Here is a 15689-nt window from a genome sequence, read left to right as displayed (position 1 = left end):
TAAAAGCTCTTCTTTTTTGATTTTAGTTCCCTCTTTTCCTTATTTTTGTGCTCATGTTTCCTACTTATCACCCAAATTTTGATCTTATGGATGAACTTTCGCTGAAGAAAGTTCCGTTCTTTTTTATGGTCGATTTTTTACTCGAAAAAGTAGAGGTTTTTCTAGAAAATGAGATTGAGGAAGAAAGCTTATTGATTGATTTTCAGAATTTTAAAAATATCAAAACCACGGAAGCGGAAAATGCTGAAATTGAGCTAAAAATACTTTCAGAAAGTGCCGAAATTTATCGCAAAGGGTTTGATTTTGTACAGGAAAACTTACGGCAAGGAAATTCGTATCTTACCAACTACACGGTGAAAACCGAAATCGCCATTAATTTAACTTTGAAAGAAATTTTCTACCATTCCAAAGCGAAATATAAAGTTTGGTACAATGATGAATTTGTTTTCTTCTCGCCGGAAACTTTTGTGGAAATTATCGATGATCAAATTTATACGCATCCAATGAAAGGCACGATCGAGGCTTCTATAGAAAATGCGGTAGAGATTTTGAAAAATGATGTGAAAGAAAAAGCCGAACATTTCACGGTCGTCGATTTGCTCAGAAATGATTTGAGTATGGTTGCAGATGAAGTGCAAGTTGACGAATTTCAAAGAATTGACTTTATAAAAACGCAGCAAAAGGATTTGTATGCGATGAGTTCAAAAATTTCAGGTAAATTGAAACCTGAATTTCAAAATAAAATTGGCACGGTTATGAAAACTTTGCTTCCTGCAGGATCTATTCTCGGTGCGCCAAAACCTAAAACGCTGGAGATAATTGTAGAAGCTGAAAATTACGACAGAGGTTTTTACACCGGAGTTTGTGGTTGGTTTGATGGTGAAAACCTCGATTCCTGCGTCATGATACGATTTATCGAAAAAGAAAACGGAAAATTATTTTTTAAAAGTGGTGGTGGAATCACGCATTTGAGTAAATTTGCCGACGAATACCAAGAAATGAAAAACAAAATTTATGTCCCAATTCATTGAAAGCATTAAAATAGAAGACCAGAAAATATTTCTTGCGGATCTTCATCAAAGCAGGGTCAATAAGACTTTTGAACATTTTGGTAAAGAAGGCTCGGTGAACATTGAGGAGATTTACAAAAACCTGCAACATGACGAAGATGGTCTGTATAAATTGAGAATTACGTACGATTTAGACAGAAAATTTCGCACGCAGATGATTCCTTACGCAATCTCGGAGATCGATAACTTTCTTTTGGTAGAAAATAATAGTTACGACTATTCCTTTAAATTTGAAGACAGAAAAGAGCTGGAGAAAATGAAAACTTTGTCCAAAGCGGACGAAATTATTATTGTGAAAAATAATCACATCACCTGTACCTCTTTTTCCAATCTTTTATTCAAAAAAGGAAAAGACTGGTTTACGCCAACTACTTATTTGTTAAATGGTGTTCAGCGCCAACATTTGTTGAAAAACAAGAAAATTAAAGAAGCAGAGATCACGCCACAAAATTTGAAAGAATACTCTCATTTTCAGATCATTAATTCGATGAATGACTTTGATGATATGTTTATTTACCCGATATCTAAAATTAAAAATTTACCCGAAGATTCAGATTATTTGCATATTTAATAGAGATTAATTCTCGTTAATTTCCTGCCTTCATTTTACCCTTGAAATGCCGATTTTGTAATTACTGAAAAGCCTGAAATGAAAAAAAATAGACTCTCTTTTTCTGTTATTCGACCTTTGAAAATTCTATTTTTTCTGTTAGTTGGAACGCTCCTATTTTCTCAAAATAAAATTTCGGGAACCATTGTCGATGCCAAAACCCAGAAACCAATTAATGGGGTAGAGATTTTCATCAATAACCGTGAAAGTGCAGAACTGACCGCTAAGAATTCAAAGTTTTTAGTTTCTGCAGATTCAGAAATCGCAACCGTTACTTTTATCAAAAAAAACTACAAAACGGTAGTTCTTACCTTCTCCAATGGTCAATATGAAAATTTGGTGATCAAAATGCAGTCCGAAAGAGTCGAACACATTCAGGAAGTGATGATTTCAGGACGGTCTAAGAAAAAATATAAAAATAAAAAAGAAAATCCTGCCTATGCAATTATGCAGGAAGTTTGGAAAAGAAAAAGAACCAACGGACTTGCGAACTATGATGATTATCAGTTCAAAGAATATGAGAAAATTGAGATCGGTCTGAATAACATCGACAGTACTTTCAAACAAAAAAAAATCTTCAATAAGCTAGAGTTCATCTTTGATTATGCAGATTCTGCAAATTTCGACAAGAAACTCAGCCTTCCTGTTTTCTTTAATGAAACTATTTTCCAAACCTACGGCAGAAATAAACCAGATAAGCAGGAAAATAAAATTATTGTAGCCAATAAATTTTCGGGCTTTAATAATAATGAGCGAATGGCTGCCTCCGCAAAAAACCAGTTCAGAGACATCAATCTCTACGATAATACTTTGAATTTTTTTAATATCGGCTTTCCAAGTCCGGTCGGTACAGATGGTTTCAGCAGTTATGATTACGAACTTACCGATTCGCTTTCTGTGAACGGCACAGATTGCTTCAAAATCAAATATTTTCCGCGGAGAAAAGAATTAATCGCTTTCCAAGGGGATTTATTCATATCAAGAGATACGTATAATATTGTGAGAGCCACGCTGAAATCTCCCAATAAACTCAACGTAAATTTTGTCAATGGAATTTATATGGAAATCGAATACGACTCTCCGAACGAGACCGTTTTCCTTCCGAAAAAAACCTACACCGAACTTGAGATGTCTGTTTTTTCGAAGAAAAAAGATTCGAAAAGTATTCTCTTTAAAAGAACAGATCAATACAGCGATTACCTCTTTAACCAAAATTTCTCCGACCAATTATTAAAAGACCGACGACAATCATTAAGCGATGAAGATCTTGTCAAATCCAATGAATTCTGGGAACAAAACAGAGTTGAGCCATTGCAGGAATCGGAGAAGAATGTTTATACCATGGTTGAAGAACTTCATAAGGTTCCGAAATTTGAAAGAATTGTGAAAATCGTCGAAATTGTACAATCCGGATATTTCAATGCTTGGAATGCCATTGATTTTGGGAGCATTTATGCACTGTATGGCTATAATGAAGTAGAAGGTGACCGTGTTCGCGTAGGAGCCAGAACGTATTTCTCGCCAAATGATATGTGGCGAATTGCAGGCTATACTGCGTACGGTTTTAGAGACCGAAAATTCAAATACGGTGTTGAAGGGAAATACATGTTCAATCGGGAAAATCGTGCTACAATCGGTTTCGGGAGCAAATTTGATGTCATGCAACTCGGGGCAAGTTTAATGTACGATGAGGGAATTATGACGCCATCCTACGGATCTTCAGGAATTTTGACATCGGGAAGCAATGCATCTCTGAGTTTTGTAAAGCAAAACAATCTTTTCTTTTCCATGGAGCCGATCAGAAATTTTACCGTGCGTTTGGATGCTTCTTTACAAAATATAATATCAGCAAATCCGGAAAAATTTAATCTCGATTTTTATAAAGATAATACCTTGAAGTCGGGCCTTACTGATTTTCACACGACCTTTAGTTTGGTCTTACAACCGGGCGCAAAATATGTGCAGTATGGTGTTGATCGAACCACGCTGCGAACGCTTGCTCCTACTTTTATCCTCAAATACACGCATGGTTTCGCAAACGTTTTGGAGGGAGATTTTGATTATAACAAATTGCAGTTTCTCTATGCCCAGAAAATTTTGTTAGGAAATTTGGGCAAAACGAATGTCAATTTCGAGGCGGGAAAAAATTTCGATGCAGTTCCACTTGCCATTCAGACCATCATTCCGGGAAACCAGTCTTACTTCTTGGCTTTTAATACTTTTTCATTGTTGAAGTATTACGAATTCGTTGCAGATACGTACACCACGATGAATGTTGAACATCATTTTAATGGAAAACTGATTTCTTACGTTCCTTTGATTAAGAAACTTAAACTTCGCGAACTTATCTTTTTCCGCGGTGCTTACGGAACTTTAAGCGATGCGGCAAAAAATATAAATTTTGATAACAAACGCTACTCCGCTCCTGATCAACAGGTTTATTACGAATATGGTTTCGGCCTAGAAAATATTGGTTTGGGTAATTTTAAAATTTTACGCGTCGATTTCAACTGGCGCGGAAATTATCTCGATCGACCGGAAGTCAGAAAATTCGCGGTTAAATTTGGTATTCAGGTTGTTTTCTAATTACTTTATAAATTCGAAATACCCTTTTAAAACTTCCGCATTTTCGATGGCTGCAGTGTCAATTTCTAGAATTTTTGCTTTTGGCTCTGGTTTGAAGAAATTATCGAGAACCCGCGAAAGCGTATCTTCATCCTCCACTTTGGTATAGGAAAAGCCAAAATGTTTTGCAAGATGTTCCGCGTTTTTATGATGTTTGGTCAGGATAAATTCCTCTAAAGCATTGGTAGAACTTGGTCCCGGAATAATTTTGAAAATGTCTCCACCGCCGTTATTAAATACGATAATTCGCGTGTAAGGTGGTATATAATTATTCCACAAACCGTTAATGTCATAGAAAAAACTCAAATCACCGGTAACCAAAACCGTTTGCTTTGCACTCTTCATGGCGAAACCCATTGCTGTAGAAGTTGAACCATCAATTCCGCTCGTTCCACGGTTGCAATAGGCGGTATGTTTCTGAAAATCAAAAAGCTGTGCATATCGAATTGCAGAGGAATTGCTAAAATGCAAATTAATGTTTTCGGGTAATTTGTAAGAAAGTACTTCGAAAAATTTAAAATCGGAAAAATTTGTTCTCAGGCAATATTCGCTATGTTTAAGATCTCTTTTGTCGCGCAAAACATCCCATAAATTATAATACGGACTTGGCTCCAACGACACAAATTTCAATAATTTTGAAAAGAATTTTTCCGGCGAATTTTTTATTTTTTCGGTGAGCGCAAAGTAGGTATCGGGATGCCAAAATTCATCCACATGCCAATGTTTTTTCGGTTTTGCTTTGCGCAGAAATTGTTTTACTTTTTTTGAAACCACGTTTTGCCCAATGGTAATCAGCAAATCTGGTGCATAAGTCTTGAAATCCTCTTCGGTGAAATTAAAAATATACCGATCGATATGGGCGAAAAATTTATCATGCCTCAAATTGGAAGTCACTTCCTTTAAAACCACTACACTATGATTTTTAACGAGTTGAGACAACTGCATTTCCAGTTCCTCGCTATAATCACGCGTTCCGACTAAAACCAATATTCTTTTCGATGTATTCCATTCTGCAGCAAGGTTGGGCGCAAATTCATCAGATTTTTGCTGAATGGTTTTTTCCACTGCCGGAAAATGCGGAATCTCCGATACCAATTCATACAAAGGTTCTTCTAAAGGAATGTTGATGTGAACCGGACCTTGCTTTTCAAAACAAAGTTCGAGGGCTTTTTTAATTAAAGAGAAATTTTCTTCCTCCGCATTTTCTTCGCCATCTTCCAATAACTGAAAATCTCCGTAAGAATGTTGCTGATACAAATCTTTTTGACGGATCGTTTGACCATCAAAAATATCCACAAAATCAACAGGTCGATCTGCAGTTAAGATTAAAAGCGGCGTATTCGAGTAGAATGCTTCGGTAACTGCGGGATAATAATTGGCAGCAGCAGAACCACTTGTGCAGGTGATTGCTACAGGTTTTTTTGAGCTTTTTGCCATTCCCATTGCAACAAAAGCAGCGCTTCTTTCATCTACAATGCTGTAACAGTTCAATTCCTCCATTTCAGAAAAGTGAACTGCCAATGGCGCATTCCGGGAACCTGGAGAAATTATGATATCGAAAATTCCGTATTCTTTTAAAAGATAGGCTAAAATCTGTATGCTTCGTTTGGAAGAGAATTGTTTCATGTAATAAATTGAGGTACAAATTTACTGATAATTAAAATTTTAACGAATAAATATTTAATGCTGATTCAATAGACCTTATAAAATTTAATGTAAATCAGAATCGCTTTCAAGATAAATACCAAGCTAACGAAATTGCTTTTCTAGCGAGGACGTTCCATTTTGGAATTGATTCCTTTTTGGTTTGGTAATAGAGGTTTTCAGAAACATTCACAAAAAATAGGGGGTTAAGCAAAAAATCTTAATTTAGCAACTCAATTTTAAATCTAACAAAATGAAACAGATCCCAAGTGTGGATTTGCGTGATTTCCTTTCGGGTGACCCGGAACGCAAACAAAAATTTGTAAATGAAATCGGAAAAGCATACGAAGAAATCGGCTTCGTAGCGCTAAAAGGACATTTTCTGGATGAAAAACTGGTCGAGGAATTGTATGAAGAAGTAAAGCAATTCTTTGAACTTCCTGTCGCAACAAAACAGAAATACGAAATCCCCGGAATTGGTGGACAGCGTGGCTACGTCGGTTTTGGTAAAGAAACCGCCAAAGGTTTCAAAAAAGGCGACCTTAAAGAATTCTGGCATTTTGGTCAGTATTTGGAAGAGGGCTCCAAGTATTCGGAAGTTTATCCGGATAATGTAGAAGTGGCGGAAAATCCAAAATTCAACACCGTTGGAAAAGAAGCCTTTAAAATGCTGGAGAAAACTGGGATTTATGTTTTGCGTGCTTTGTCGCTTCATCTGGGTTTAGATGAATTTTATTTCGACCAATTCGTGGGCGAAGGAAATTCTATTTTGAGACCCATTCATTATCCGCCAATTACCTCTGAACCAGACAATGCAGTTCGTGCTGCAGCGCATGGCGACATCAATTTGATTACGCTTTTGATGGGCGCTCAAGGAAAAGGACTTCAGGTCATGAATCATGATGGAGAATGGATCGATGCCATTGCTCAACCCGATGAATTGATGATCAATGTGGGAGATATGCTGTCGAGACTTACCAATAATAAACTGAAATCTACGATTCACCAAGTAGTTAATCCGCCCAGAGAAATGTGGGGAACTTCGCGGTATTCCATTCCGTTTTTTATGCATCCTGTAGGCGAAATGCCATTGAATGCTTTGGAAAATTGTGTAGATGAAAATCATCCGAAATTGTATGAAGATACCACCGCTGGAGATTTTCTTTATGAAAGACTGGTCGAACTCGGTTTGATCAAAATATAAATGAATCTTTTGATGAGTAAAAGAACGGGCATTTTTGTCCGTTTTTTTTGTTTAAAATGCAAAATTTACTTAGAAGTCTGCGATAAATCATTTCTTTTTGCGATCAGATTGTAAGAAACCAATCTAAATCTTTCGTAACTTTAACTACCTAAAAATCAAATGCAGGTCATTTCCTTTTTAGCATTTCCATAAAAATATTAAAAACTAAATATGATGAGTGCTAATACTAAAGATTTACGAAATGTAGTGTTATTGGGTCATTCCGACAGTGGTAAAACTACATTGATTGAAACCATGTTGTACGAAGGAGGGGCGATTAAACGCCGTGGAAGCGTTCAAGGACAAAACACGGTGAGTGATAATACCGATTTGGAACATGAAAAAGGAAAAACGATTTTCTCCCATCAAATGTTCGTTAACTGGCGAGGAAATAAACTAAACATCATTGATACTCCCGGATTTGATGATTTCGTGGGCGAAGTTATTTCTTCATTGAAAGTTGCTGATACCGCATTGATCGTTTTAAATGCAGCAAATGGAGTAGAAGTGGGTACAGAAATCGTTTGGGAATATGTTGAAAAATATGAAACTCCGGCAATTTTTGTGATTAATCAAATGGATCATGCAAAAGCTGATTTTGAAAAAACATTAGAACAAGCCAAGGAAAGATTTGGGTCAAAAGTAGTTCCAATTCAATATCCTTTTAATTCTGGTGCAAATTTCAATGCCATCATTGATGCTTTGCGAATGGTGATGTATGAATTTCCTGCAAATGGTGGGAAACCTGAGAAAAAACCCATTCCAGATAGCGAAATCGACCGAGTCAACGAAATGCACAATGCTTTGGTAGAAATCGCTGCGGAGAATGAAGATGGTTTAATGGAAAAATATTTTGAAGAAGGGTATCTTTCTGAGGAAGAATTGGCAAAAGGAATTACGATTGCCTTAGCGAAACAGCAGTTTTTTCCTGTTTTTGTAACAAGCGGTTTAAAAGATATGGGAAGCGGAAGATTGATGGGATTCATCGATGATATCGCGCCTTCACCAGCAGAAAGACCTGCAAGAAAACTAGAAAATGGCGGTGAAATTTCCTATGATCCGGATGATAAAACAACAATTTTTATTTATAAAACAAGTTCTGAACCGCAAGTTGGAATGGTTTCTTATTTTAAAGTTCTCAGCGGAAAACTAAAACCTGGAGACGAACTCATTAATGCAAATAATGGCGAAACCGAAAGAATTTCCCAATTGTTTATCGCAGAAGGAAAAGAAAGAATTCCTGTGACAGAATTGGTTGCCGGAGATTTGGGCGTTACCGTAAAATTAAAATATGGTCATTCCAATAATACTTTAAATACGAAAGGTTTAGACCGAAAAGTTCGTCCTATGAAGTTCCCGGAAAGCCGTATTAGAAAAGCAATTTCTACCGATTCTGCTTCAGATATGGAAAAATTAGTAACTGCTTTGCACAAAATTGAAGAAGAAGATCCTACTTTAAAAGTGGAGCAATCTGCAGAATTGAGACAGACAATTCTTCACGGTCAAGGTCAACTTCACTTAGATTTGGTGAAACAAAGATTGCAAAAAGAATTTGGCGTAAAAATGAATTTTGACAATCCGCGAATTTCTTACCGGGAAACCATCACGGGAAAAGCTGATGCTGGTTATCGACATAAAAAACAATCAGGAGGTTCCGGACAATTTGGAGAAATTCACATGCGCGTAGAAAATTTCTATGAAGGAATGGAAGATCCAACCGGCGTGAATATCCGCCAAAAAGAAATCGAAGATTTACCATGGGGCGGAAAACTCGCTTTTTATTGGTGCATCGTGGGTGGAGCGATTGATAACCGCTACATCGGAGCCATTAAAAAAGGAATTATGCAACAGATGAAAGAAGGGCCATTAACTGGATCTCACTGTCAAAACATTCGCGTCACGGTTTATGACGGAAAAATGCACAGCGTAGATTCCAATGATATTTCTTTCCAATTGGCAGCTTCTGGAGCTTTTAAAGAAGCTTTTCATGACGCGAAACCTCAACTTTTAGAGCCGATTTATTCTGTAGAAATTCTTTGTCCGGATGAAGATACTGGTGATGTGATGGGAGATTTGCAAACGCGACGAGCAATTATTTCGGGAATGGATTCTGAGGGTCATTACCAGAAAATCCTTGCAGATGTTCCACTTGCGGAAATGCACGATTACGGTTCTACGCTTCGTTCCATTACCGGTGGAAGAGCAAAATTTACCATGAAGTTTTCTGGATATCAATTGGTTCCGGGAAATGTTCAACAGGAATTGGTGAAAAATTATTCTCAGTTGGAAGTAGTTTAGGATAAGAGAAAAGAATAAAGAACAAAGAGCCAAGAACAAAGAGAAAAGAATTATTTGAATTGGTGAACAATAACATTTAAAGTAAAAACCTCGACGAAAGCCGAGGTTTTTTATGTTTTCAAATTGCTTTGAATAGGAATAATCCGCCTATTGATGAGCGGCTTACTGTTTAAATCCCAAAATTATGTTTGCTGTGATCTTCCTTTCCAGCCTTAAAAGCAACAATATTTATTGTTTTTTCTACAATCTTATAGTATATATAAAACTTTTTCGAAACAATGACTTTTAAAACGTTCAGTTCGGAATTTGTAATTTTTCCTATATATGAATTAGTCGTGAGGAGAGCTTCGGTTTTTACTACTTCTTCAATTATTTTTAAAGAATATTCTGCGGATTTGTTATGATCGATCCAATATTCCAGATTAGAAAAATATTCTTTTTCCGCTTCCGGCATCCATATTATCGAGAACATATTTCTCTCGCTTTCTTGTGAACTTCAGAACTGTTTTTACCCAATCCTTGCTCCAATTCTTCCAAACCTTTCTTTATACTTTGCAGATGCTCTGCAGGAATTTCTTCTTGGTCTTCATTTTCAATTTTCACAATTTCTATATCCAAAGAATTAAGCAACTTCTTTAAGGTAACTAAGCTGAAATTTTTTGGGTTTTTGATGGTAATTGTTGTCATAACGATTAAATTGTATTTCAAAATTACATAAAAAAACATTGCTAAGGTTTAAAACTTTAGCAATGCACGTTTTATGTATTTTAATTCTAAGCTTCCTTCAACTGCACCGTAAAATGCCTTAAAATCTCAGATTCCCAAACAATATTATACCCTTTTTGAATTTCTTCTTTTCGTTCATACACATTTTTAATGGCGACTGCAATATAATCCATGTGATTGTTCGTGTACGTTCGGCGCGGAATTGCCAATCGAACCAACTCTAATTTTGGATAACGGTTTTCCCGGGTTTCAGGATCGCGATCAGCCAATAAAGTCCCGATTTCTACAGTTCTAATTCCGGCTTCTTTATAAATTTCGTTCGCCAAAGTTTGCGCCGGATATTGATCTCTCGGAATATTGGGCAAGAATTTCAAAGAATCGATGAAAACTGCGTGTCCACCAATCGGTTTCTGCACGGGAATTCCAAACTCGATTAATCGGTTTCCTAAATATTCTACCTGAGAAATACGGCTTTCCAAATAAGCAAATTCGGTGGCTTCATTCAAACCAACCGCCAAAGCTGCCATATCTCGTCCCGCCATTCCGCCATAAGTAATGAAACCTTCATAAATAATAGTGAAATTAGAAGCGGCTCGGAAAATATTCTCATCATTCAAAGCAATGAATCCACCGATATTCACCAAACCGTCTTTTTTGGAACTCATCGTCATTCCAACTCCGTAAGAAAAAACTTCTTTTGCAATTTCTTTGATAGTTCGGTTTTCCTGACCTTTTTCCCTCATTTTGATGAAGTAAGCATTCTCAGCAAATCGGGCAGAATCAAAATAAATGGGGATTCCGTATCGGTCGGAAAGTTCTTTTACAGCTTTTACGTTCTCTAAAGAAACTGGTTGTCCGCCGGAAGAATTACATGTAATCGTAATTAAACAAAACGGGATTTTTTCTTTCGGATGGCTTTTATAAACTTCTTCGAGTTTTTCTAAATTGATGTTTCCTTTAAACAAATGCGGATTATCTACATCAAAAGCTTCATCAATTGTACAATCGACTGCATGTGCTTTTCTGATTTCGATATGACCTTTTGTGGTGTCGAAATGGGAGTTCCCTGGAATAATATCGCCGTCTTTCACCAAAACTGAAAACAAAACATTTTCCGCCGCTCGTCCTTGATGCGTTGGTAAAAGATATTGATAACCTGAGATTTTTTTCACGGTTTCATGCAACGCTTCAAAACTTCGGGATCCAGCGTAACTTTCGTCACCCGTCATCAAAGCACCCCATTGTTGATCGCTCATTGCGCCAGTTCCGGAGTCGGTTAATAAATCGATAAAAACCTGCGAAGATTTTAAATTAAATAGATTGTAATGGGCGTTTTTCAGCCAGGATTCTCTTTCTTCTTGGGTAGATTGGCGGATTTCTTCCACCATTTTAATTCTAAAAGGTTCAGCGTATGGTAATTTCATTGATGTTGAGATAAAGTTTGAGGATGAGGTTAAGGTGGAAACTGAGTAATTTCCCTATAAATAGATACAATAGTGTTCAGGATGAGATCCTAAACCTAAACCTTAATCTTATTCCGGTGCCTTAAAAACATTGTCATCTGAATGAAAACCTGCGACACCACCACTTACGGCAAATTTCATAGCTTGTGCGGCACTTACGTTTTCTAAAATCGTAATATTAGTAGCCAAAACAAAAACCACCCAACCTGAAACAGCATAGGAATGTGGCAAATAAACAGAAACGTAATTGGGAAAACCTACGGAGGAAAGGTCACTTTGCGTCAAAAATCCAATCCTCCAAATGGCTGGATTTTCTGTGGTTTTGATGAGAACGGGTTTATTGAATTTCTTTTTATCACCCACAAAAGAAGTCATGACATCTTTTAATGAAGTATAAATGAATTTAATTCCCGGAGTATGCTCCAAAAGGTAATCGAAACTGTCGACAACCACTCTTCCAATAATGAATTTGTTTCCCAAATAACCAATTAATGTTGTAGAAATAATGACAATTAAAAAGGTAATTCCTGGGTAGGTTCGCTCTGAAATCGTGGGAATAATATTATCAATACTCGAAACGATGTACCAAATAATCCAAATGGTGAGCGCAAAAGGACCAATAATCAACAAGCCCTGGAAAAAAGATTTTGCCAATGTATTGAGTATTCGGTCATGTTGCTTTCTATTCATCTCGTGAAATTCCGGGGAAGGATTAATTGTATTCGGTAAAAATAGTAAAATTCAGAAGGAAATTGCAGAAAAAATTAGCCGTGTATGGATTCTTTTTTTCCGTAGGATTTTATGATTTCTGCTTCGTAATCCAGCCATTCTTCCCAGCGTTGGTTTACTTTTTCTGGATCGCCCAGTTGTCGCGCAAATTTGATGAATGTGGCGTAATGTCCAGCTTCGGAAATCATGAGTTCTTTGTAAAAAACTTTCAATTCCTCGTCTTTGATATTTTCTGTTAAAACTTTGAATCGTTCGCAACTTCTGGCTTCAATCATGGCCGCAAAAAGCATTCTGTCGATGATGTAATTTTCTCGAGTTCCCTGTACGATGAATTTGAAAAGTTGACCTACATAATCGTCTTTCCGTTCTCTCCCAAAAGTGTAACCTCTTTTTTTAATGATTTCGTGAACCATTTGAAAATGCTCGAGTTCTTCTTGCGCAATTTTTAATAATTCCGTGATGATTTCAGGATATTCCGGAACCATCGTGATAATCGTGATTGCATTGGTCGTCGCTTTTTGTTCACACCAAGCGTGATCGGTCAGGATTTCTTCTAAATTTCCCTCGGCAATATTTGCCCATCTTGGATCGGTCAAAAGTTTTAGTTTAAACATAATTTCTGTTTTTCTGGCGTAAATTTAAGGAATTTAAAAGGGAAAATAAGCGGCAATATTGCAGTTGAAAAATAAGGCTTACGAAAAAGTAATTTTTATGGCATAAAACTTGAATAAAAATTAAAACATTAAAAATTATATTATGAATACCGCATTACTATCAAGAAAAATCGAGCGTTTCGGAGTTTTACTATTAACTTTCTTTTTCAGTGCATTAGCGTTTGCGCAAGAAAAAACAACTCCAACAGTAGATGTTACTACCACGACTACGAAAACTACAACCATTGAAGAATGGTACAGCAATCCTATTTATTGGGTAATTGGAGGTTTAATTTTCATCATTATCATTGCAATTATCGCAAGAGGTAACGGAAAAAGAGATTAAAACTCAGCGGTTATTGCTGAAATTTAAAAAACTGCTTCAATGGATTGAAGCAGTTTTTTTTCGTAAAAACTCGAGTGTTTTCCAGCCTAAAGCATCTATTTTCATTAAAAATTTTGCAATCGCAACGGCAAGAAAAATGTTGATGAGGTAAATGATGATCATTAAAATCCACCACTGAAACCGATCTTTTTGCCCAACAACTAAAAAATAAACGAGGGAAGAACTCATTCCTTGGGCGAAATAAAAGAAGATAGCGTTTTGACCGATATAAGTGAGAAAGTTAGGTTTACTGATTTTCAATCGATTATATAAAGTAAAAAGTATCAGTAGTGAAAAAGATGACCAAAAAATGTACAATAATTTTGGCGGAAATTTCGCCTTATTCATCTTTAAAAACAGGTCTTTCCCTAAATCCCAATAAAGGAAAATGAGAAGAATTCCTAAGGTACCAAATAAAATTGGAATCCATTTTGTCGGGATTTTTTTGCCTTTCAATTGATTTGCCACAAGAAATAATCCTAAGTAAAAAGCCACATAACCAACTTGTCCACTTGGATAAAACTGAGGGAAAATATTAAAAATTAAAGTTAATCCGAAACATAAACCAATAAACAAATTGATATGTTTTGGAAAAAATTTTAAAATTAAAACCCCGAAAACGGTCAAGATATAATAGACTTTTAAGTACCAAAAACTTCCCATCACTACTGGAAAAGTATCGGCATTGGTATAAGAATGAAGATACCAATTTCCCAAATTTTGCCACTGCGGAACATCTGAAATATTAATAGGAACATATTTGCTTCCAAATGTAGAGTAGAAGTTTTTCATCCAATCTAAACCGAAAATATTCAACCCAAAAACCTTAAAGAAATAGTCAAGGAAAAAAAGAAAAGTCACAAAAATCATGAAGGTGATCTGCAGTTTCAACAACCTGTAAAGGGTTTTTTCAATATTATTACCAGAAGTGAGTCCACTCAAAGCAAAAAACAAAGGAACATCAACCAATAAAGACAGAACCCGTAGTTCTGTGGGAATATAAAATTGTCCCGACCAAAAAACGGTGTGAATAAAAATAATGGCAAGTGTGGCGAAACCTTTCGCAAAATCAATGTATAAATCTCTTTTCATAAATTAGGATAAGTAGCTCAAAATTAGATAAATTCTCTTACAGAAAAAATCTAAAATTTATAATTTATAATCTAAAATTATTTTATATCTTTGCACCTCGAATTAACTAACAAAAATTTATAACAATGTTTGCAATTGTAGAAATAGCAGGGCTTCAATACAAAGTTGAGCAAGACCAAAAATTGTTTGTAAACCGTTTGAAAGGAGATATCGGAGGAAAAGTTTCTTTTGATAAAGTCCTTTTAACTGTAAACGGTTCTACAACAATCGGCGCCCCAGCTGTAAGCGGTATCACTGTTGATGCTGAAATCATCAATCACCTGAAAGCTGATAAAGTAATCATCTTCAAAAAGAAAAGAAGAAAAGGATACGAAAAGAAAAACGGTCACAGACAATCTTTAACTCAAATTCAAATCACCGGAATCACTGGTTTCGATGCAAAGAAAGAAGAGAAAAAAGCAGCACCGAAAGCTAAAAAAGAAGCAGTAGTTGCTGAGGAAGCACCAGCTGCTAAAAAAAGCGCTAAAAAAGGAGACGATCTTACTATTATTGAAGGAATCGGACCAAAAGTAGCTGCAATTTTTGTTGAAGCAGGAATTAAATCCTTTGCAGATTTAGCTAAAAAAAGCAAAGAAGAATTAGAAGCAATTCTAGATCCAAACGGCGCAGCTTATGTTGCAATGGATGCTACAACTTGGGCACAACAAGCTCAATTGGCTGCAGACGGAAAAATGGATGAGTTACAAGCTCTGAAAGATGAACTAAACGGCGGAAAATCTTAATCAATATAACCCAAAAACCTTAAAACAAAATGGCACATAAGAAAGGAGTTGGTAGTTCCAAAAATGGTAGAGAATCACATTCCAAAAGATTGGGAGTTAAGATTTTCGGTGGACAAGAAGCTATCGCAGGTAATATCATTGTAAGACAAAGAGGTACCACTCATCATCCTGGCGAAAACGTAGGAATGGGTAAAGACCACACTTTGCACGCTTTGGTAGCTGGAAAAGTAGTTTTTAGAAAAAAAGCAAACGACAGATCTTACGTATCTATCGAACCAAACGCATAATTAAAACGCGTTTTATATATTTAATCCCAGTCTTTTGATTGGGATTTTTTTTTGGGCGGACAATTCGTGCTATCCGCTCATA

At 36.2% G+C, this 15689-nt stretch carries 15 protein-coding genes; 8 read left to right on the top strand and 7 right to left on the bottom strand.

The window, feature by feature from the left end; translation table 11 throughout:
• Positions 1 to 53: 53 nt before the first annotated feature.
• The 3 genes from BW932_RS06595 (at position 54) to BW932_RS06585 (ending at position 4266) form a co-directional block, all read left to right on the top strand.
• Entirely contained in the window at positions 54 to 1031 is a 978-nt protein-coding gene (locus BW932_RS06595; RefSeq protein WP_076386649.1) for an aminodeoxychorismate synthase component I, read from the top strand.
• Entirely contained in the window at positions 1015 to 1641 is a 627-nt protein-coding gene (locus BW932_RS06590) for an aminotransferase class IV (RefSeq protein WP_076386647.1), read from the top strand. Before BW932_RS06595 ends, BW932_RS06590 begins: the two co-directional genes overlap by 17 nt.
• A 78-nt stretch (positions 1642 to 1719) precedes the next feature.
• Positions 1720 to 4266 carry a DUF5686 family protein gene (locus BW932_RS06585; protein WP_221404509.1) on the top strand — a complete coding sequence of 849 codons (2547 nt, stop codon included), beginning with the start codon at positions 1720 to 1722 and terminating at the stop codon, positions 4264 to 4266.
• Here the strand turns inward: BW932_RS06585 and menD are convergent, their stop codons facing one another.
• Positions 4267 to 5931 carry a 2-succinyl-5-enolpyruvyl-6-hydroxy-3-cyclohexene-1-carboxylic-acid synthase gene (gene menD, locus BW932_RS06580; protein ID WP_076386645.1) on the bottom strand — a complete coding sequence of 555 codons (1665 nt, stop codon included), beginning with the start codon at positions 5929 to 5931 and terminating at the stop codon, positions 4267 to 4269. It abuts the gene before it with no gap.
• Positions 5932 to 6202: 271 nt separating this feature from the next.
• Here menD and BW932_RS06575 point away from each other — a divergent pair, with 271 nt between their 5' ends.
• Positions 6203 to 7153: an isopenicillin N synthase family dioxygenase gene (locus BW932_RS06575; protein WP_076386643.1), complete on the top strand. Its 951-nt coding sequence runs from the start codon at positions 6203 to 6205 to the stop codon at positions 7151 to 7153.
• 210 nt (positions 7154 to 7363) lie between these two features.
• Entirely contained in the window at positions 7364 to 9490 is a 2127-nt protein-coding gene (locus BW932_RS06570; protein WP_245820678.1) for an elongation factor G, read from the top strand.
• 169 nt (positions 9491 to 9659) lie between these two features.
• On the opposite strand, the gene BW932_RS06565 is transcribed toward BW932_RS06570, so the two are convergent.
• The 5 genes from BW932_RS06565 to miaE form a co-directional block, all read right to left on the bottom strand.
• Positions 9660 to 9962, bottom strand: a complete 303-nt coding sequence (locus BW932_RS06565) for a type II toxin-antitoxin system RelE/ParE family toxin (RefSeq protein WP_076386641.1) — start codon at positions 9960 to 9962, stop codon at positions 9660 to 9662.
• Complete coding sequence (locus BW932_RS06560) at positions 9950 to 10177, bottom strand: hypothetical protein (RefSeq protein ID WP_143745517.1); 228 nt, start codon at positions 10175 to 10177, stop codon at positions 9950 to 9952. The genes BW932_RS06565 and BW932_RS06560 overlap by 13 nt, the downstream gene beginning before the upstream one ends.
• Before the next feature lie 86 nt (positions 10178 to 10263).
• Positions 10264 to 11640: a tryptophanase gene (locus BW932_RS06555; RefSeq protein WP_076386637.1), complete on the bottom strand. Its 1377-nt coding sequence runs from the start codon at positions 11638 to 11640 to the stop codon at positions 10264 to 10266.
• A gap of 108 nt (positions 11641 to 11748) precedes the next feature.
• Entirely contained in the window at positions 11749 to 12369 is a 621-nt protein-coding gene (locus BW932_RS06550; RefSeq protein WP_076386635.1) for a DUF502 domain-containing protein, read from the bottom strand.
• A gap of 74 nt (positions 12370 to 12443) precedes the next feature.
• Entirely contained in the window at positions 12444 to 13022 is a 579-nt protein-coding gene (miaE, locus tag BW932_RS06545) for a tRNA-(ms[2]io[6]A)-hydroxylase (protein WP_076386633.1), read from the bottom strand.
• Between the two features lie 142 nt (positions 13023 to 13164).
• Between miaE and BW932_RS06540 the strand changes: the two genes are divergently transcribed.
• Entirely contained in the window at positions 13165 to 13407 is a 243-nt protein-coding gene (locus BW932_RS06540) for a hypothetical protein (RefSeq protein WP_076386631.1), read from the top strand.
• 36 nt (positions 13408 to 13443) lie between these two features.
• On the opposite strand, the gene BW932_RS06535 is transcribed toward BW932_RS06540, so the two are convergent.
• Positions 13444 to 14538, bottom strand: coding sequence for an acyltransferase family protein (locus tag BW932_RS06535; protein ID WP_076386629.1), 1095 nt, complete (start codon positions 14536 to 14538; stop codon positions 13444 to 13446).
• Between the two features lie 125 nt (positions 14539 to 14663).
• On the opposite strand from BW932_RS06535, the gene rplU reads away from it, so the two are divergent.
• Together rplU and rpmA are read left to right on the top strand one after the other, a co-directional pair.
• Positions 14664 to 15320, top strand: coding sequence for a 50S ribosomal protein L21 (rplU, locus tag BW932_RS06530; protein ID WP_076386627.1), 657 nt, complete (start codon positions 14664 to 14666; stop codon positions 15318 to 15320).
• Positions 15321 to 15349: 29 nt separating this feature from the next.
• Positions 15350 to 15607, top strand: a complete 258-nt coding sequence (rpmA, locus tag BW932_RS06525; RefSeq protein ID WP_076386625.1) for a 50S ribosomal protein L27 — start codon at positions 15350 to 15352, stop codon at positions 15605 to 15607.
• Positions 15608 to 15689 lie beyond the last annotated feature (82 nt).

It is taken from the genome of Kaistella chaponensis (assembly GCF_900156725.1).
Taxonomy (GTDB): domain Bacteria; phylum Bacteroidota; class Bacteroidia; order Flavobacteriales; family Weeksellaceae; genus Kaistella; species Kaistella chaponensis.
The sequence above is the reverse complement of the archived record's forward strand: the minus strand, read 5'-3'. Positions and strand labels throughout refer to the sequence as shown.

Bases quoted from the DNA above. Each gene is read 5' to 3' on its own strand.
- miaE (WP_076386633.1), bottom strand. From the start codon at position 13,022: ATGTTTAAACTAAAACTTTTGACCGATCCAAGATGGGCAAATATTGCC.
- BW932_RS06585 (WP_221404509.1), top strand. From the start codon at position 1,720: ATGAAAAAAAATAGACTCTCTTTTTCTGTTATTCGACCTTTGAAAATT.
- BW932_RS06535 (WP_076386629.1), bottom strand. From the start codon at position 14,538: ATGAAAAGAGATTTATACATTGATTTTGCGAAAGGTTTCGCCACACTT.
- rplU (WP_076386627.1), top strand. From the start codon at position 14,664: ATGTTTGCAATTGTAGAAATAGCAGGGCTTCAATACAAAGTTGAGCAA.
- BW932_RS06560 (WP_143745517.1), bottom strand. From the start codon at position 10,177: ATGACAACAATTACCATCAAAAACCCAAAAAATTTCAGCTTAGTTACC.
- BW932_RS06590 (WP_076386647.1), top strand. From the start codon at position 1,015: ATGTCCCAATTCATTGAAAGCATTAAAATAGAAGACCAGAAAATATTT.
- rpmA (WP_076386625.1), top strand. From the start codon at position 15,350: ATGGCACATAAGAAAGGAGTTGGTAGTTCCAAAAATGGTAGAGAATCA.
- BW932_RS06570 (WP_245820678.1), top strand. From the start codon at position 7,364: ATGATGAGTGCTAATACTAAAGATTTACGAAATGTAGTGTTATTGGGT.
- BW932_RS06565 (WP_076386641.1), bottom strand. From the start codon at position 9,962: ATGTTCTCGATAATATGGATGCCGGAAGCGGAAAAAGAATATTTTTCT.
- BW932_RS06540 (WP_076386631.1), top strand. From the start codon at position 13,165: ATGAATACCGCATTACTATCAAGAAAAATCGAGCGTTTCGGAGTTTTA.
- BW932_RS06550 (WP_076386635.1), bottom strand. From the start codon at position 12,369: ATGAATAGAAAGCAACATGACCGAATACTCAATACATTGGCAAAATCT.
- BW932_RS06555 (WP_076386637.1), bottom strand. From the start codon at position 11,640: ATGAAATTACCATACGCTGAACCTTTTAGAATTAAAATGGTGGAAGAA.
- menD (WP_076386645.1), bottom strand. From the start codon at position 5,931: ATGAAACAATTCTCTTCCAAACGAAGCATACAGATTTTAGCCTATCTT.
- BW932_RS06575 (WP_076386643.1), top strand. From the start codon at position 6,203: ATGAAACAGATCCCAAGTGTGGATTTGCGTGATTTCCTTTCGGGTGAC.
- BW932_RS06595 (WP_076386649.1), top strand. From the start codon at position 54: ATGTTTCCTACTTATCACCCAAATTTTGATCTTATGGATGAACTTTCG.